Raw genomic sequence first — 17,182 nt, forward strand, 5'->3', positions numbered from 1 at the left:
TCATTGCAGCGCCGCATCGCGCAGGCGCGTCTTCATCTGTTGATAGGTGCGCTGAGTGTACGCTTCGGCCCAGGATTGATCGTTGATCGCACTCACCCGTACCGCGCAATATTTGGTCTCCGGCGTTTTCGATATCGGATCCAGATTATCCTGCGTCAGCTCGTTACAGGCACCGATCCACCACTGGTAAGTCATATAGACGCTGCCCTGGTTGATGCGCTCGCTGACATCCGCGCGGGTGATCACCTTCCCGCGACGCGACTCTACCCACACCAGCTGACGGTCACGGATCCCCAGCGCATCGGCATCCTGCGGGTTGATCTGCATAAAGCCCGGCTCATCGGCGAGGGTTTGCAGCGCCGCGCAGTTGCCGGTCATTGAGCGGCAGGAGTAGTGCCCCACTTCGCGCACGGTACAGAGCACCAGCGGGAATTCGCTGTCCGGACGCTCGGCGGGCGCACGCCACGGCGCGGCGAAGAGGTGGCCTTTGCCATCCGGCGTATCAAACTTGTTGTCGTGGTAAAGGTAAGGCGTGCCGGGGTGTTCGAGCGTCGGACACGGCCACTGAACATGGCCCATATCGCCCATCTTCTCGTAGGTGACGCCATAAAAGAGCGGGCAGAGTTCGCGCAGTTCGTCCCAAATCTGCTGATTGTTGTCGTAGTGCATCGGGTAGCCCATCTCGGTGGCGATCAGGCTGATAATTTCCCAGTCACGTTTGACGTTATAGGTCGGCTCAATCGCTTTTTCGAAGCGCTGGAAACCACGGTCGGCACAGGTAAAGACGCCGCCATGTTCACCCCACGAGGTGGCGGGCAGCAGCACGTCCGCCTGTTCGGCGGTTTTGGTCATAAAGATATCCTGCACCACGATAAAGTCGAGGGCCTCAAAGCCTTTGCGCACCAGGCCCAGGTCCGCTTCGGTCTGTAGCGGATCCTCGCCCATGATGTAGTAGGCTTTCACTTTGCCCTCCAGCGCCAGGTGCGGCACTTCGGTAATGCGCACGCCCACCTGATCATCCATCACCGCCGGATCGATCCCCCAGGCATTGGCGAATTTCGCCCGTACCTGCGGATCAACCACATCCTGATAACCGGGGAACTGGTTCGGGATGACGCCCATATCGCATGCGCCCTGCACATTGTTTTGACCGCGCACCGGGCCGACGCCGACATGCTCGCGGCCGAGGTTGCCGGTGAGCAGCGCGAGGCTCGATAACCCTTTCACCACATCGACCGCCTGACCAAACTGCGTCACGCCCATGCCCCACATAATGGTGGCGGACGGCGCGGCGGCAAAGGTGCGCATCGCCTGGCGCACCTGTTTTGCCGGCACGCCGGTAAGGTGTTCCACCGCTTCCGGCGCGTACTCTTTTACCGTTTCACGGTAGGCATCCAGCCCGGTGGTAAAGCTGGCGACATAATCTTTGTCATACAGCTCCTCTTCGAGCAGCACATAGCCGAAGGCGTTGACCAGTGCCATATTGCAGCCATTTTTCAGTTGCAGATGCTGGTCGGCGATGCGCGCGGTCTCGATCCGACGCGGATCGCAGACAATAATTTTCGCGCCATTTTGCCGGGCTTTAATCACTCTTCGCGCCACGATCGGGTGCGAATCGGCGCAGTTGTAGCCAAAAATCAGCAGGCAGCGGGAGTTTTCAATGTCACTGATGGAGTTGCTCATCGCGCCGTTACCGAGGGTCTCCTGCAACCCGGCAACAGAGGGGCCATGGCAGACGCGGGCGCAGCAGTCGACATTATTGGTGTTGAGCACGCCGCGGGCGAACTTCTGCATCACATAGTTAGTTTCGTTCCCCGTCCCGCGTGATGAACCGGTGGTCATAATGGCGCGCGGGCCGAACTGGGCTTTGATTTCGCTAAGGCGCTTAGCGGTGTAGCGGATCGCTTCATCCCAACTGACCGGGGTGAGCTTGCCCCCTTTTTGATAGCGGATCATCGGTTGCGTCAGGCGCGGGGTGAGCAGTTTGGTGTCGTTGAGGAAATCCCAGCCGTAGTAGCCTTTCAGGCAGAGTTCATTCTGGTTGGTATGGCCGTCAGCGGCTTCCGCGCGGATGATTTTCCCGTCATCAACAACCAGTTTCAGTTTGCAGCCCGCGCCGCAGTATGGGCAAACACTTGTGATCTTCTTCATCAGTAACAGACCTGTTAAAAGTGAAAGTAAAGGGGTTAGAAGGTAATGGAGAGCGAACTGTCGAGCGCGGCGCGACGCCGTTTATCCGCGCTCATCTGCTCCAGCACATTACGATCGATGCAGACCAGCGCCTTGGTCGGGCAGGCCTGAATGCAGGCCGGGCCGCTCTCGCTGTGGTGGCAGAGATCGCACTTGTTGGCTTCGGCTTTTTCCGCCCGCACATTGAGGCCCGCGCCGCTGTGGCGAATAACCGGACGCACCACCACCTCCATCGCGCCATAGGGGCAGGCCACCACGCAGGTTTTGCAGCCGATGCAGCGCTCCTGCATCACATGCACAAAACCTTCGTCGCGGCGGATGGCGCCGTTCGGGCAGACATTGGCGCAGGGCGCGTCTTCGCACTGACGACACATGGTCGCCGTCGACACATTGACGCCTTTCACCACATGAATACGCGGCAGGAAAGTTTCCGGGGTGAGCGCCGCGCAGTCGCGATCCGCCTGATGGGAGACCACGCAGGCCACCTCGCAGGTGCGGCAGCCGATGCATTTTGCGGCGTCGGCCATAATAAATCGGTTCATCATTTTCTCCAGCTAAGAGCCTTGTCCCGCTGAAGTATTCATAAAGCGTGCCACTTTTTAAGTGGCTGAATTTAATGATGTTAGTAAAAGCGCAGCGCTGTCATCGACAGAAGTGTCGATGACGGCTGACACCTCAGGCGCAGGGGCCGCTGGTGATGGAGTCGCGCAGGATCAACTCGCCGGGAAAGGTGGATTGCAGGGTAAAGTCGCCGCCATCGAGCATAAAGATCAGGCGGTTGATGGTCTCTTTGATCATGCCGGTGACCGGGATTTTGACGCTGGAGAGCGCCGGCACGGTGAAGGGGGCCATAGCGATATCATCAAAGCCCACCACGGAAACCTGACCGGGTATGGCGATGCCGCTGTCATGCAACTGTTTGATAGCACCCACCGCCATGTCATCATTGCTCGCCACCAGCGCGCTGAAAGAGACCTTGCGCTCCAGCAGTTCACGCACGCCGAGCGCGCCGCTTTGTGGTGTCCATTTCCCTTCGACAATCAATTCGTTACGTACCGCAATGCCCTGCTGTTGCAGCGCGTCTTTGTAACCGGATAAACGCTCAATACCTGTAGGCGAATCGAGCGAGCCGGTGATCAGCGCAATATCGCGATGACCGCGCGCAATCAGCGCGGAGGCCGCCTGCTGGCTGGCGGCGTGCTGATCGCAAAAGACGCAGTGGCTGAGGTTTTTGCGCAGGCGGCGGTTGAGCACCACAATCGGCTGAGCGTGGCTGTCGATAATCGCATCCAGCTCGTCGACGCTGAGAAAACGCGGGTAGATGATGACGGCGTCGCAGCGCAGATCGAGCAGGTACTGGATCGCCTGACGCTCCTCTTCGGCGCTGTGTTTGCCGTCTGCCAGCAGCAACTGACGCCCTTTGTCTTCGGTCATGCGCGCCGCGTGGGAGAGCAGTTCGCTGAAGTAGACGCCGTGGTAAAGGGTGTTAGTGACCACTAATCCCAGCGTCTGGGTGGTGCTGCTGGCAAGGCTGCGCGCCAGCAAGTTTGGCCGGTAGCCGCTCTCGCTAATTGCCTGAAAGACGCGGGTTTTTGTCTCCTCACTGACATAGCCTTTGCCCGTCAATACGCGTGAAACCGTGGCTTTCGACACCCCTGCCCGCTTCGCCACCTCCTGCATTGTCGCCATCTGTCCTGCTCCTGCAAATGTCCTGTGGCGAAGTGTACTTCAGCCACGGCGCGTATTGGAACAGATAACCATTCGGCAAATAGCGCGCGCTTGTGGTTATCCGGTGATCTCCATCACGCTTTGGAAAAGTGGTTATTTTTAGGTCTTGTTTCACTCGCACAAACTCATCATGATTTTGTGGAACCGGTTACCTATTTCATGTTTCATCGCCGCCTGGGCGTGCGATAAGTCATTACCCTATTGATTAAACAGGATAAAAAACAATGGCTAAGAACTATGCGGCGCTTGCCCACTCGGTGGTAGATGCGCTGGGCGGTGTCGATAACATTGCCGCCGTAACGCACTGCATGACGCGCCTGCGCTTCGTGGTGAAAGATGAAACGCGCATCAACAGCGCCACGCTGAAAAGCATCAGCGGCGTGATGGGCGTGGTACGCAACGACAACCAGTGCCAGGTGATTATCGGTAACACGGTTTCGCAGGCGTTTCGTGAAGTGGTGAGCCTGCTGCCGCAGGATATGCAGCCCGTCGAAACGCAGACCAAACAAAAACTCACCTTGCGCCGCATCGGCGCGGGCATTCTCGATGCGCTGATCGGCACCATGTCACCGCTGATCCCGGCGATTATCGGCGGGTCGATGGTCAAACTGCTGGCAATGGTGCTGGAGATGTCCGGCGCGCTGCCCAAAGGCTCCTCCACCCTGACCATCCTGACGGTGATTGGCGACGGAGCCTTCTTCTTCCTGCCGCTGATGGTGGCTGCCTCGGCGGCAGTGAAATTCAAAACCAACATGTCGCTGGCGATCGCCATTGCCGGTGTGCTGGTGCACCCGAGCTTTATCGAGCTGATGGCGAAAGCGGCGCAGGGCGAGCACGTCGAGTTTGCGCTGATCCCGGTGACCGCGGTGAAATATACCTACACGGTTATCCCGGCGCTGGTGATGACCTGGTGCCTCTCCTACATTGAACGCTGGGTCGATCGCATCACCCCGGCGGTGACGAAAAACTTCCTCAAGCCGATGCTGATTGTGCTGATTGCTGCACCGCTGGCGATTGTGCTGATTGGCCCGCTTGGCATCTGGATCGGTAGCGCCATCTCCGCGCTGGTTTACACCATTCACGGCTATCTCGGCTGGCTCTCGGTTGCCATTATGGGCGCGCTGTGGCCGCTGCTGGTGATGACCGGTATGCACCGCGTCTTTACGCCAACTATCATTCAGACCATTGCCGAGACGGGTAAAGAGGGGATGGTCATGCCGTCGGAAATCGGCGCGAACCTCTCCCTTGGCGGCTCGTCGCTGGCGGTGGCATGGAAAACGAAAAACCCGGAGCTGCGCCAGACAGCGATGGCGGCGGCGGCCTCGGCGATCCTCGCCGGCATCTCCGAACCGGCGCTCTACGGCGTGGCGGTTCGCCTGAAACGCCCGCTGATCGCCAGCCTCATCAGCGGCTTTATCTGCGGCGCGGTCGCCGGTATCGCCGGGCTTGCCAGCCACTCAATGGCGGCACCGGGGTTATTTACCAGCGTGCAGTTCTTCGATCCGGCAAACCCGATGACCATTGTCTGGGTGTTTGGCGTGATGGCGCTGGCGGTGGTGCTGTCGTTTGTGCTGACGCTGCTGCTCGGCTTTGAGGATATTCCGGTCGAAGCGGAGAAAAACGCACCGACGGCGCAGCCGGTAACGGTAAAAGAAGCACAAGCCTGATTAATAGAGCGAGGTAACGCATGGCTGTTTTTCCGAAAGGATTTTTATGGGGCGGCGCACTGGCCGCCAACCAGTCGGAAGGGGGATATCTGGAGGGCGGCAAGGGGCTGACCACCGTCGATATGATCCCGCACGGCGCGAACCGTCTGGCGGTGAAACTGGGGCAGGAGAAGCGCTTTGCCCTGCGCGACGATGAGTACTATCCCAGCCATCAGGCGATCGATTTTTACCATCGCTACAAAGAGGATATCGCTCTGATGGCGGAGATGGGCTTTACGGTGTTCCGCACCTCGATTGCCTGGAGCCGTCTCTACCCGAAAGGCGACGAATTAACGCCGAATGAAGAGGGGATCGCCTTCTATCGCGCGGTGTTTGCCGAGTGCAAAAAGTACAATATCGAACCGCTGGTGACGCTGTGCCACTTCGATGTGCCGATGCACCTGGTGACGGAGTATGGATCCTGGCGCAACCGCAAAATGGTGGAGTTTTTCACCCGCTATGCCCGCACCTGTTTTGAAGCCTTCGACGGGCTGGTGAAGTACTGGCTTACCTTCAACGAAATCAACATCATGCTGCACAGCCCCTTCTCCGGTGCCGGGCTGGTGTTCGAAGAGGGCGAAAACCAGGATCAGGTGAAGTACCAGGCCGCGCACCACGAGCTGATTGCCAGCGCGCTGGCGACCAAAATCGCCCATGAGGTGAACCCGCAAAACCAGGTGGGCTGCATGCTGGCGGGCGGTAACTTCTACCCCTACTCCTGCAAACCGGCCGATGTCTGGACGGCGCTGGAGAAGGATCGCGAAAACCTCTTCTTTATCGATGTGCAGGCGCGCGGCAGCTACCCGGCCTACTCCGCCCGCGTATTTCGCGAAAAAGGGGTGCAGATTGTTAAAGAAGCAGGCGATGACGATATCCTGAAAAACACCGTCGATTTTGTCTCCTTTAGCTACTACGCCTCGCGCTGCGCCTCGGCAGAGATGAATGCCGCCAACACCAGCGCGGCGAATATCGTCAAATCCCTGCGCAACCCGCATGTTGAGGTGAGCGAATGGGGCTGGGGTATCGATCCGCTTGGCCTTCGCATCACTATGAACATGATGTATGACCGCTATCAGAAGCCGCTCTTTTTGGTGGAGAACGGGCTGGGGGCGAAAGATGAGGTCGATGCCAACGGCGAGATCAACGACGATTACCGCATCAGCTACCTGCGCGAGCATATCCGCGCGATGGGCGATGCGATTGAAGATGGTATTCCGGTAATGGGTTACACCAGCTGGGGCTGCATCGATCTGGTGGCGGCCTCCACCGGTGAGATGAGCAAACGCTACGGCTTTGTCTATGTCGACCGCGACGACCAGGGCAACGGCACGCTGGCGCGCAGCCGCAAGAAATCCTTCTGGTGGTATAAGAAGGTGATCGCCAGCAACGGCGCGGATCTCGACTGATCCTGACGGCAGCGAAAACACCGCTTTTCGCTGCCGTTTTATTTCACATATTCCTGGTTTTCCTGCCCGTAACGTGACAACGCTCACATCTATGCCAGGCTTAAACACGTGTCTACATAACGTTTAAGGAGCAAGCATGGCAGAGCAAAACACTAAACGACCTTTAGCGCCGCACTACCCGACCCCTCCTTTTGCCGAGCAACCGCAAACGCCGCCTGGCCTTGCCAGCAAGATGATCCCGGTGCCGGATCATGGCGAAACCAGCTATCGCGGTTCTGGCCGTTTGACCGGACGTAAAGCGCTGATCACCGGGGGTGACTCTGGTATCGGGCGCGCTGTCGCTATCGCTTATGCCCGTGAAGGGGCCGACGTGGCGATTAACTATCTGCCGGAAGAGGAGTCCGATGCGGCAGAAGTGATCAAACTGATTGAAGCAGAAGGCCGCAAAGCGATTGCGATTCCGGGCGATATTCGCTCCGAAGCCTTCTGCCAGCAGCTGGTAGAGGAAGCCGTCAAAGGCCTTGGCGGGCTGGATATTCTGGTTAACAACGCCGGTCGCCAGCAGTTCAACGAATCGATCCTCACCCTGTCGACGGAAGATTTCGACGCCACCTTTAAGACCAACGTCTACGCGATGTTCTGGATCACTAAAGCGGCGGTGAAACACCTGCCGGAAGGTGCGAGCATTATCAACACCTCTTCGGTGCAGGCCTACCAGCCAAGCCCGATCCTGCTTGATTACGCGCAGACCAAAGCCTCGATTGTCGCCTTTACCAAATCCCTGGCGCAGCAGTTGGGCGAGAAAGGTATTCGCGTCAATGCCGTCGCACCGGGTCCTTACTGGACACCGCTGCAATCAAGTGGCGGTCAGCCGCAGGAGAAAGTGCAGCAGTTTGGTGCCAGCGCACCGCTGAAACGCCCAGGCCAGCCGGTTGAGATTGCGCCGCTGTACGTAACGATGGCGTCGCCGGAAAGCAGCTACAGCTCCGGCCAGGTATGGTGCTCCGACGGGGGTACCGGTACGTTGTAAGGATTGCCACAATCCTGCATCTCGTGGTCGCCGCCCGGCGGCCACGTCCGCTTCTCCCCTCCTCTCAACAGGACACAACAGACCGTGAAGAACGCGCAATACACCTCTCCCGTGCGGGAAAATGGCTTTGTCGAGGCGGGCGATTATGCGGCTATCGGCGAAGGCCGCTCCGTGGCGCTGATTGCGCCGGATGGCTCAATTGACTGGTGGTGCGCGCCCAACCTTGATTCGGCCCCGCTGTTTGACCGCCTGCTCGACCCCGATATCGGCGGTTTTTTTCAGCTTGAGCCGGATGCGCCCTACAGCGTGACGCGGCGCTATCGCGATGACAGTAACGTGCTGGAAACCACCTTCACTACCGACAGCGGCAAAGTGCTCATTACCGAATCGATTAACAGCACGCTGGCGGGCCGCCTGCCGTGGAGCGAACTGGCGCGGCGCGTTGAAGGGCTTGAGGGAGAGGTGAAAATGAAGCTCTCCCTGCGCTTTGGCACGCGGGCGGAAACCTGCTCGCCGTGGCTTAACGAAACCGCTCACGGCAATGTCTACCATATTGCCGATCTGATGGCGATGCTGCGTACCAGCGAAGATGTGGCGATCGTCGATGTTGATGATGAGCAGATCCGCGGTATCTTTACGACCTCTCCTGAGAGCCGCACGCTGGTGGCATTACTGGTGACGGAGAAAGAGCCGCTGGCGGTGCCCGATCTCACGGCGATTGATGAACGGATCGAGACCAGCCACACCGCGTGGGTCGACTGGTCAAAAAGTCTCAGCTACCGCGGGGCGTATGAAAATCATGTCGGGCGCTCGGCGCTGGCACTGAAGTTTCTCTGGTACTCACCGACCGGTGCCCTTGCCGCAGCGGCAACGACGTCGATCCCGGAAGGGGTCGGCAAAGAGAAAAATTATGACTACCGCTATGCCTGGGTGCGCGATGCCTGCCTGATTATTAAAGCCTTCGCCTTTCTCGGCGCGCTGGAGGAGTGCAAAGCCGCCTTCTCCTGGTTATCCAAAACCATTATTCGCCACGGTGTGCGGTTGCACGCCTGCTATACGCTGGAGGGCGAAGCAGTGCCCGCCGAGACCTATCCGCCGCTGCGTGGCTATAAAGATTCACGCCCGGTGCGCGTCGGCAATAACGCCCGCGATCAGCTGCAATTGAGTATGTATGGCGACATGCTGGCGACGGCGCAGCTGTTTGTTAACGCCGGACACGTGCTCGATCTGCGCACGTCACGTTTACTGGGCGAGCTGGCGAACTGCTGCGCCGATCACTGGCGGCAAAAGGATTGCGGCATCTGGGAACTGCCCGAGCACCAGCACTATACCCACTCCAAAATGGCCTGCTGGCTGGCCCTTGACCGCGCGGTCGAGATGGCACGCGAGAAGCATATTGAGCCGACCTGGGTAGGCCGCTGGGAGCGCGAACGCGACCGTATTCGCGACTGGGTGGAGGAGCACTGCTGGTCTGAGCGCAAACAGGCCTACCTCTTTTATCCGCAAAGCGAGGATCGCCTCGACGCGTCGCTGGCGCTGGTGCACCGCTATGGCAACAGCGTTAATCCGCAGCGCATGTTATCCACCTACCGCGCCATCCGCGAAGAGTTGGGCGACGGCTGCGCCATGACCTACCGCTACAGCGGCGTGCAGGAGGAGGAGAACACCTTCGTCGCCTGTTCGTTCTGGCTGGCGGAAGCCTGGGCGGCAATGGGTGAGATCGAGTGCGCGAAAACCGCGATGGAGGAGATCCTTGAGTGCATCTGCGATAAAGGCAACGTCGAAACCTTCAACGAGATGTTCGACGTGCGCACCGGAAAATGGAGCGGCAACCTGCCGCAGGGGTTGAGCCATCTGGCGCTGATCTGCGCCGCGCAGGCGATAACCGAGCATTCGTGAGAGGTTGATGCGCCTTGCGCTATCCGGCCAGGTTAAACATGTGGCGCGCCTCATGCTCAATTAACCACTTTTTGCGGGCAATGCCGCCGCCATAGCCGGTCATGGTGCCATTTTTACCGATAATACGGTGGCATGGGATCACTATTGCCACCCGGTTGGCACCATTCGCCGCCGCGACCGCCCTCACCGCCAGCGGTTTATCGATACGCTCGGCAAGGCATTGATAGTGCGTTGTTTGGCCATATGGCACATCCTGCAAGCCTTGCCAGACGAGGCGTTGAAAGGCGCTGCCCGGCAGATCTAATGCCAGATCAAAATGGCGGCGCTGGCCTGCAAAATAGTCGCTTATCTCCTTTTCGGCCTGCCGCGTATGCTCATTCTCGCCGGCAAGAATACGGGCGTTAAGCAACCGTTGCAGATCGCTAAACTCGGTTTCAAGCATACGTCTGTCGACAAACTCAAGCAGGCAAACCCCGCGCGCGGTAGCGCAGACAAACATTGGACCCAGCGGCGTCGTGAAGCGGTGGATCATGATGGTTTGCCGTCCTTCGCTCGGCGCGGCACCGGTGAGTTTTTTATAGGTGTAACCGAACCCGCTCAGCGATTCATACCCACTGTCGAAAGCCACATCGGTGGCGCTGCGACCGCCTTTAAGCTCCTGCAACGCAACGTTGACGCGCATCATCCGCTGAAAAGCCTGAAACGTCATGCCATGGTGTTGTAAAAACCAGCGCCTGACACGCTCCGGGCTGATATTTCGCTCACGCAGCTGCGTATCACTGATGCGGGATTTCAGGTTATTACGCACCAGCGTAACCGCCTGCTCAATAAAGTCTGGCGCAGAGCAGGCATTTTCTGTTGGTCGGCACACTTTGCACGGTCGGAAACCCGCATCCAGCGCCGATTTCATATCGCTATAAAACTCGACATTTTCCCGCTTCGGCTTACGCGCCCGGCAGACAGAGACGCAGAATACACCGGTGGTTTTCACGCCGACGAAGAACACACCCGTGTACTCCGAGGCGCGGTCGAGCAGCGCCTGATACCAGTTCGCGCATTGAACAGGATCACTGATTTTCATCGCAGAAAATCTCCTCAAAAACCTGCTTCCGCTGAATGCCTGAGAGTAACGTTTTTAGCCGGGCCTGTATCGCTTGATGCAGGAAATTTCCTGTTGATATCCGCCGCACACCCCAGCTTGAGAGTGCAGCAATATCAGCCAGCCCCGGTAAGGCCATCACATTGAGCGGCAGCGCAACCTGTCCCGCAATGGTGATGATATCCGTGTCCTCTTTTACACCCGGCACAAACAACCCATTGGCACCGTGGTCCGCATACAGTTCGCCGCGCCGCAGCGTTTCCTGCAGGGCATCATCGACCCCAAGCAGAAAGGTATCGGTACGGATATTGAAAAAGAAACCCGCGGGCAGCAGGCTGACGAGGGTTTGCAACTGACGCGCGAAAAGTAGGGGATCAACCAGAGATCGTATGCCGTTGACCACCTGGCTATCTTCCAGATTGATACCGACCACGCCCAGTGCGATTAACTGCTGGATATTTTGCGCAATCTCTTCGGCAGAACGGCCATAACCCGCCTCCAGATCGACGCTTAATGGTAAATCGCTTACGGCGCGAATGCGCTCGACCATAAAGAGCAGATGCGCGAAGGGCATTGCTTCGCCATCGGCATAGCCGAACTGTGCGGCGATAGCGGCACTTGAAGTGCCTAATGCCGCATAGCCCGCCTGCTCCGCCGCCTGGGCACTGCTTGCATCCCAGACGTTAGCTAACAGTAAAGGGCAAGGTTGTTGATGAAGGTCGTTGAACGTCATGGTCGTCTCCGGTGGTGTTGTTGAGCCGAGTCTGACGTTTAGAGCCATAGACGCACAACCGAAAATCGGACGACCATTTTTACCCTGAGCGGGCGCGGTTTCTTGCCGGATGGCGGCTGCGCCTTATCCGGCCTACGAAGACGACGGGCGGCGATCGGGGGCTGTTAAAGATGTTGGTATTTTCGGGAAGAAGGTGACGGTGCGCGATTCTGTAAAGGCAGGAGCTTTTTTAATTTTGCGACTTTTTCATCGAATACTTTGAGATTTTGGCTCTGTCTATACCCACACAAAAAATGTAATTATTTCGGCGATTTATAACAACCGATAGTATAAAGATGGAAACCAGAGAAGGCTTTGAAAGAGCGTTAACATGTGGGGAAGCTGTGCTGGCACGCTCTATATATGGCAATTCAATTTTTTATAACGACGTAAAAGTACATTGTGACAGTTACTTTCCATTCGGATTACAAGATCCGGCATATGCTATGGCCCTCAATGGAGAGCTGTGGTTTCGTAAAGAGAGTTATTTATCCGACTTCTCGCAAGGAAATGATGAATCTCAGCATACTTTCATACATGAAATGGCTCATGTCTGACAGCACCAGAAAGGTATGTGGGTAAGGTTGAGCGGCCTTTTTAGCGGAGTTGCTGATTATACGTACCGCCTTGATGGTAAGAGGTTGCTCCATCACTACACGATGGAACAGCAAGCATCCATCATTGCTGATTATTGGTTGCTTCGAAAATTAGGGTATTCCAGATGGATTAAAAACGTACGCCTTATCAATTTCAGGGGTGTAACAAATAAGACTGTCCTGCCAGAATACGAATATGTTCTTTCACACTTTTTAAACCAAAGGTAATAGCCGATGAAAAAAATGGTGTTAGTAAGCCTGTTAGTATTATCGCTTGCAGCCTGCCATCAGAACCCACAGCCTCCGCAGCTACGGGCTAAGGCTGTTACCGTCGCGAATAACGTTTGTGTTCTTGTTCAACCTGAAGGCGATGAAAAAGTGGCGATTGTCAAAATCTCAGAAGTTGGTAATCCGCAAAATGCGCTTGAGGAATATGGCATCAACGATATAGCGGCGACGCCTGATAGTTGCATGCCAACTTATGGCTATAAGTTTGAAAAAGGGCACTCCTATAACTTCACCGTCTACCTCGACTCAGACGAAAAAAGGGAGAAAGCGATAATCCCCTCTTCACGCATATTCTCTGTAGGCTTTGCCGTTCGGGATAATAACGGTAATACAGAAATATTTGGCGATAACTGATTTTGAGCCCAGTGGCTGGGCTCATATTTATTCTCTTACGGGTAAATCGCCATCAGTACACTGCGTTGATCCTGCGAGAAGAGAGTGAAATCATCACTTAGCGCCGTATTTTTTGTTAATAAACGCTGCTTAACCGCCGGAAATTTATCGTCGTTAGTAAAAAACAGCGCCATCAGATAATCCATATTTTCAATATGATTACTTTCCGATTCGCTGATTACACGTTGATAGCACGTATCCTCTTTTTTACCCAAACGCTCTTTAAGCATGCACTCTTGCAGCAAAAAAGATGGGTTAGCGTTAGCTCTGTTAACAGATTCAAGATAAGTGAGGGATTTCTGATAGTCGCCTCTGGAAGCAAGCAGGCTGGTATAACTGCGAATAACATTCACATTTTCAGGATTTTTGCGCGCTAGCTTGTCGAAATCCTCTAATACGACAAGTTTATCCGCATCCTCTGACAGCGTGTACTTTTTCACCAGCTCAGAGGCTTGCTGTGTGGGCTCCGCTATCGCGGGTGCGCCGAGAAAAAGGATTAAGATGAATGTTGTCACGCCACTGATACGCATTGAGCTCTCCTTGCTTTAAAACGAGACATAACCTTACTGCGCAGCGCTTTTTATACCAAACACCCTAAACAGTGCGCTTCTTCCCTCTTCGGTAATCGTCACTTCGCGGTAGCCCGGCGTGCGCTGCAGCCAGCCGCGCTGTTCGAAGGCGATAAGCAGCGCGGCGCCGGCATCGCCGCCGAGATGAAAGCGGCGCTCACTCCAGTCGAGGCAGGCGCTGCAGGGTTTACGGCGGGTGTGCGGGTCGAGCGCTACGCCGAGTTTTGCAAGCTCGCGCCTGCCGGTTTCAGTTACCGCATCGCCCGCTTCGGTTATCCACCCATCTCGCTGCATCACGCTGTAAATGCCAACGGCGATCTCACCGGCAAGGTGATCGTAACAGGTACGTGCCCGGCGGAGCGCTTGCGGCGTGCGGGTGACGGGGGCTTTTGCGCCGCGCATCGACACACCCATCATATTTTCCAGCAGCCCGGCGACATCGCTGCCCGCCAGCCGGTAGTAGCGATGCCGACCCTGCGAGACGCAGACCAGCAGCCCGCTGTTTAGCAGCTTGGTTAAGTGCGCGCTGGCCGTTGACGCGGCGATATCAACCACCGCGCAGAGTTCCGTTGCGGTCCACGCCCGCCCATCCATCAGCGCGCAGAGCATCCGCGCGCGCGACGGTTCCGCCATGGCGCTGGCGATGGCGGCAAGAGCGCTCTCCAGCGCAGGCGGTGAATTGTCGGCAGGTAAACTCATACTTTCGAAACGTCCCAATGTTGTGTCACCTCGTGCGCCAGTGGATCATTATCGGTGAGCAGGATCAAGCGATTATCGTGATCGCTGTACTGCACCTCAATGTTGATCCCGGCGTTTGCCAGCGCGCGTGCAATTGCACCCAGCTCGCCCGGCCTCTCCTGCTTCAATTTGCGGATAAGTGGCTTTCTCACGCTTTGCAGCGTAAAGCCTGCCGCCTTCAACACCTGTCCTGCGCGCTCCCCCTCTTCCACCAGAAAGTGAGCATGGCACTGCGCGTTGACGGTAAACACCCCGCCGCCCTCAAGACCGACGCCATTGCGACCAAGCGTTTCGCCAAGCGCCGCCAGCGCGCCGGGCGCATTATCCAGCACCACGTGAAGATCGTACATATCAGGCTCTCCTGTCGGTCGAGGTATAGTCGCGAAATACCTGCGCGACGCGAATGCGGTAGAACGAAAAGATGGTGCGCTGCCCTTCTGCCTGCGCGGCCTGGTGCAGGACGTTTTGCTTCCAGGCGATCACCGCTGCCTCATCGCGCCACCAGGAGAGGGACAAAATCTTCCCCTCCGTGCTCAGGCTCTGAAAGCGCTCAATGGTGATAAAGCCGTCAATCTCCGCCAGCTGCGGCTTCAGTTCTGCGGCAAGTTGCATATAGCGCGGCTGCTCGCCAGGCGCAATATCCGCTTCAAATAACACTGCGATCATAAGTACTCCCTCCACTGTTCCGTTTCGCCAGTGTTATGCAGCGCCCAACGCGATGCTTCGCCCGGCAACGAAATGTCGCCGTAACCCCTCTTTTTTAGGAGTGATTTAGCTCGCACTTTTCCATGAAACCGGTTGCGGCAGAGCGTCACCAGGCTAGCATGAAACCGGTTTCACCCAGTTACACCTACTCAGTTTCCGATAATAAAAGGTAAATAAAAATGGCCGTTATCAGGGATTACAATAAGTTAGCGAGCGATATCCTGCGGGAGGTCGGCGGTGAAGAGAACATCAGCAACTTCTCCCGCTGCGCCACACGACTGCGCCTTGTCCTCAATGAAATGCCCGCCACGGCAAAAAACAACGTGCAGAGTTTGCCCGGCGTAATTGCGGTCGTTGAGAGCGGAGGTCAGTTCCAGGTGGTGATTGGTACTCACGTCGCCGATGTCTTTAACGCCCTGAGCGGCATGGTGAAAGAGCGCGGCGATGACGCGCCGCCAGCCAAAACGCGCTGGCTCGATGCGGTGATCGCCACCATGTCAGCGGTGTTTGCCCCGATCGTCTATATTCTTGCCGCCGCCGGGATTTTACAGGGTTTGTTGATCCTGCTCGGCCTTGCTGATGCGGATATCAAGTCTACCGGCACCTTTGCGGTGCTCAACTTTATGTCCTGGACGCCGTTTGCCTTCCTGCCGGTGTTTATTGCCATCACCGCCGCGCGCCACTTTAAGTGCAACCCCTTTATTGCCGTGCTCTGCTGCTGCGCGCTGATCAACCCCGAGTGGACGGCGCTGGCGGGCAAAATCGCCGCCGGTAACGAAGTGAAGTTCCTCTTCTTCCCGCTGGCGGAAACGGTTTATACCTCGTCGGTACTGCCGCCGCTGTTCCTCGTCTGGGCGCTGTCGTGGTTTGAGCGCCGGGTGGAAAAATGGCTGCCGGAGGTGATAAGCCCGCTCTTTACGCCGCTTATCTGCTTTGTGGTGATTGTGCCGCTGACGCTGATTGTGATTGGGCCGCTGACCAGCTGGGCGGCGATCGGCGTGGCAAATGGCTACAACGCCCTTTTCCATGCCGCTCCGGCGCTGGCGGCAGCGATTATTGGCGGCGTCTGGCAGGTGATTGTGATTTTTGGCGTTCACTGGGGTATTACGCCGGTGATCATGGCCAACTTCGACACCCAGGGGTATGACTCCTTCCAGGCTTATCAGACCATCGCGGTAATTGGTCAGATGGCAGCAGTCTTCGGCGTGTTTATCAAAAGCCGTAACAAACAGCTGAAAGCCACCTCGCTGTCGGCGGGCGTGACCGCCATTTTTGGTATTACCGAACCGGCGATTTACGGCGTTACGCTGCGCTTTAAAAAGCCCTTTATCTGCGGTTGTATTGGCGGTGCCATCGGCGCAGTTGTCGCCAGCCTGTTTGGCAGCCTCTATTATGCCTATGCCGCGCTGCCGGGCCTCTTTACGCTGGTGAACGCCATCAGCCCCGATGCGCCGATGTCCTTTATTGGCGAACTGGCCGGTGCCGGGACGGCGATTGTGCTGACCGTAGTGATGGTGCAGTTTGTTGGCTTTGACGATCCGGTTGAAGAGACGCCCGCAGAGCAGAAACCAGCGACGGTTACCGTTGGCACACTGCAAATGCTCAGCCCGATTAAAGGCGAAGTGATTGCGCTGGAGAGCGTGAAAGATGAAGCGTTTGCCGGCAAAGTGCTGGGCGATGGCATCGCGATTGTCCCAGCCGAAGGGAAAGTGGTCGCGCCGTGCGATGCGCAGGTCGCGACATTAATTGACTCCCATCACGCTATCGGCCTGATCTGTGACAATGGCGCAGAATTACTGATCCATGTTGGCCTGAATACCGTTAATTTACAGGGGCAATACTTTACGCCGCTGGTGAAAGAGGGCGACCGGGTGACAGCAGGCACGCCTCTGCTGGCATTCGATAAGGCGAAAATTGAGCAGGCCGGGTATGATTTAACAACGCCGGTGCTGGTGGTGAACAGCGATGAGTTCACGCTTACTCACCATCAGTCACAAGGTGCCGTCACGGCGGGAGCGCCGCTGATGTCGCTGGCCTGACAAGAGAGATAACACGAGCGAGGA

At 56.9% G+C, this 17,182-nt stretch carries 15 protein-coding genes; 6 read left to right on the forward strand and 9 right to left on the reverse strand.

Annotated elements, in window-relative coordinates; translation table 11 throughout:
* The 3 genes from fdhF to SOM48_RS20210 form a co-directional block, all read right to left on the reverse strand.
* Positions 1-2,151, reverse strand: a complete 2,151-nt coding sequence (gene fdhF / locus SOM48_RS20200) for a formate dehydrogenase subunit alpha (RefSeq protein ID WP_315081011.1) — start codon at positions 2,149-2,151, stop codon at positions 1-3.
* Positions 2,152-2,186: 35 nt separating this feature from the next.
* Positions 2,187-2,732, reverse strand: coding sequence for an electron transport protein HydN (gene hydN, locus SOM48_RS20205; protein ID WP_023480526.1), 546 nt, complete (start codon positions 2,730-2,732; stop codon positions 2,187-2,189).
* Between the two features lie 133 nt (positions 2,733-2,865).
* Positions 2,866-3,879 carry a LacI family DNA-binding transcriptional regulator gene (locus tag SOM48_RS20210; RefSeq protein ID WP_320512884.1) on the reverse strand — a complete coding sequence of 338 codons (1,014 nt, stop codon included), beginning with the start codon at positions 3,877-3,879 and terminating at the stop codon, positions 2,866-2,868.
* Between the two features lie 263 nt (positions 3,880-4,142).
* Here SOM48_RS20210 and ascF point away from each other — a divergent pair, with 263 nt between their 5' ends.
* The 4 genes from ascF (at position 4,143) to SOM48_RS20230 (ending at position 9,959) form a co-directional block, all read left to right on the forward strand.
* The gene (gene ascF / locus SOM48_RS20215) at positions 4,143-5,585 is read left to right on the forward strand and encodes a PTS cellobiose/arbutin/salicin transporter subunit IIBC (RefSeq protein WP_139566969.1); all 1,443 of its coding nucleotides are present in this window, start codon (positions 4,143-4,145) and stop codon (positions 5,583-5,585) included.
* A gap of 20 nt (positions 5,586-5,605) precedes the next feature.
* On the forward strand, positions 5,606-7,030 hold the full coding sequence (locus SOM48_RS20220; protein ID WP_139566970.1) for a 6-phospho-beta-glucosidase: 1,425 nt from the start codon (positions 5,606-5,608) through the stop codon (positions 7,028-7,030).
* 136 nt (positions 7,031-7,166) lie between these two features.
* A complete protein-coding gene (locus tag SOM48_RS20225) occupies positions 7,167-8,060 on the forward strand; it encodes an SDR family oxidoreductase (protein ID WP_023480577.1) in 894 nt (297 codons plus the stop codon).
* A gap of 84 nt (positions 8,061-8,144) precedes the next feature.
* Entirely contained in the window at positions 8,145-9,959 is a 1,815-nt protein-coding gene (locus SOM48_RS20230; RefSeq protein WP_320512885.1) for a glycoside hydrolase family 15 protein, read from the forward strand.
* A 19-nt stretch (positions 9,960-9,978) separates the two neighbouring features.
* Here the strand turns inward: SOM48_RS20230 and SOM48_RS20235 are convergent, their stop codons facing one another.
* Entirely contained in the window at positions 9,979-11,040 is a 1,062-nt protein-coding gene (locus tag SOM48_RS20235) for a bifunctional transcriptional activator/DNA repair enzyme AdaA (protein WP_320512886.1), read from the reverse strand.
* Complete coding sequence (locus SOM48_RS20240) at positions 11,027-11,791, reverse strand: isocitrate lyase/PEP mutase family protein (RefSeq protein ID WP_320512887.1); 765 nt, start codon at positions 11,789-11,791, stop codon at positions 11,027-11,029. Before SOM48_RS20240 ends, SOM48_RS20235 begins: the two co-directional genes overlap by 14 nt.
* An 869-nt stretch (positions 11,792-12,660) precedes the next feature.
* Here SOM48_RS20240 and SOM48_RS20245 point away from each other — a divergent pair.
* A complete protein-coding gene (locus tag SOM48_RS20245; protein ID WP_320512888.1) occupies positions 12,661-13,068 on the forward strand; it encodes a putative T6SS immunity periplasmic lipoprotein in 408 nt (135 codons plus the stop codon).
* A gap of 35 nt (positions 13,069-13,103) precedes the next feature.
* On the opposite strand, the gene SOM48_RS20250 is transcribed toward SOM48_RS20245, so the two are convergent.
* Genes SOM48_RS20250 through SOM48_RS20265 form a run of 4 tightly spaced genes read right to left on the reverse strand, consistent with a single transcriptional unit; the run spans position 13,104 to position 15,080 of the window.
* Positions 13,104-13,637, reverse strand: coding sequence for a tetratricopeptide repeat protein (locus SOM48_RS20250; protein ID WP_320512889.1), 534 nt, complete (start codon positions 13,635-13,637; stop codon positions 13,104-13,106).
* Between the two features lie 33 nt (positions 13,638-13,670).
* On the reverse strand, positions 13,671-14,375 hold the full coding sequence (locus SOM48_RS20255) for an ArsR/SmtB family transcription factor (RefSeq protein ID WP_320512890.1): 705 nt from the start codon (positions 14,373-14,375) through the stop codon (positions 13,671-13,673).
* Positions 14,372-14,764: an amino acid-binding protein gene (locus SOM48_RS20260; RefSeq protein WP_094421828.1), complete on the reverse strand. Its 393-nt coding sequence runs from the start codon at positions 14,762-14,764 to the stop codon at positions 14,372-14,374. Before SOM48_RS20260 ends, SOM48_RS20255 begins: the two co-directional genes overlap by 4 nt.
* 1 nt (position 14,765) lies before the next feature.
* Entirely contained in the window at positions 14,766-15,080 is a 315-nt protein-coding gene (locus tag SOM48_RS20265) for an antibiotic biosynthesis monooxygenase family protein (RefSeq protein ID WP_023480622.1), read from the reverse strand.
* A gap of 218 nt (positions 15,081-15,298) precedes the next feature.
* On the opposite strand from SOM48_RS20265, the gene SOM48_RS20270 reads away from it, so the two are divergent.
* The gene (locus tag SOM48_RS20270) at positions 15,299-17,158 is read left to right on the forward strand and encodes a beta-glucoside-specific PTS transporter subunit IIABC (protein WP_320512891.1); all 1,860 of its coding nucleotides are present in this window, start codon (positions 15,299-15,301) and stop codon (positions 17,156-17,158) included.
* Positions 17,159-17,182 lie beyond the last annotated feature (24 nt).

The organism is Kosakonia sp. CFBP8986 (genome assembly GCF_034044935.1).
In the GTDB taxonomy this organism is placed as follows: Bacteria; Pseudomonadota; Gammaproteobacteria; order Enterobacterales; family Enterobacteriaceae; genus Kosakonia; species Kosakonia cowanii.

Bases quoted from the DNA above. Each gene is read 5' to 3' on its own strand.
- fdhF (WP_315081011.1), bottom strand. From the start codon at position 2,151: ATGAAGAAGATCACAAGTGTTTGCCCATACTGCGGCGCGGGCTGCAAA.
- hydN (WP_023480526.1), bottom strand. From the start codon at position 2,732: ATGAACCGATTTATTATGGCCGACGCCGCAAAATGCATCGGCTGCCGC.
- SOM48_RS20210 (WP_320512884.1), bottom strand. From the start codon at position 3,879: ATGGCGACAATGCAGGAGGTGGCGAAGCGGGCAGGGGTGTCGAAAGCC.
- ascF (WP_139566969.1), top strand. From the start codon at position 4,143: ATGGCTAAGAACTATGCGGCGCTTGCCCACTCGGTGGTAGATGCGCTG.
- SOM48_RS20220 (WP_139566970.1), top strand. From the start codon at position 5,606: ATGGCTGTTTTTCCGAAAGGATTTTTATGGGGCGGCGCACTGGCCGCC.
- SOM48_RS20225 (WP_023480577.1), top strand. From the start codon at position 7,167: ATGGCAGAGCAAAACACTAAACGACCTTTAGCGCCGCACTACCCGACC.
- SOM48_RS20235 (WP_320512886.1), bottom strand. From the start codon at position 11,040: ATGAAAATCAGTGATCCTGTTCAATGCGCGAACTGGTATCAGGCGCTG.
- SOM48_RS20240 (WP_320512887.1), bottom strand. From the start codon at position 11,791: ATGACGTTCAACGACCTTCATCAACAACCTTGCCCTTTACTGTTAGCT.
- SOM48_RS20245 (WP_320512888.1), top strand. From the start codon at position 12,661: ATGAAAAAAATGGTGTTAGTAAGCCTGTTAGTATTATCGCTTGCAGCC.
- SOM48_RS20250 (WP_320512889.1), bottom strand. From the start codon at position 13,637: ATGCGTATCAGTGGCGTGACAACATTCATCTTAATCCTTTTTCTCGGC.
- SOM48_RS20255 (WP_320512890.1), bottom strand. From the start codon at position 14,375: ATGAGTTTACCTGCCGACAATTCACCGCCTGCGCTGGAGAGCGCTCTT.
- SOM48_RS20260 (WP_094421828.1), bottom strand. From the start codon at position 14,764: ATGTACGATCTTCACGTGGTGCTGGATAATGCGCCCGGCGCGCTGGCG.
- SOM48_RS20265 (WP_023480622.1), bottom strand. From the start codon at position 15,080: ATGATCGCAGTGTTATTTGAAGCGGATATTGCGCCTGGCGAGCAGCCG.
- SOM48_RS20270 (WP_320512891.1), top strand. From the start codon at position 15,299: ATGGCCGTTATCAGGGATTACAATAAGTTAGCGAGCGATATCCTGCGG.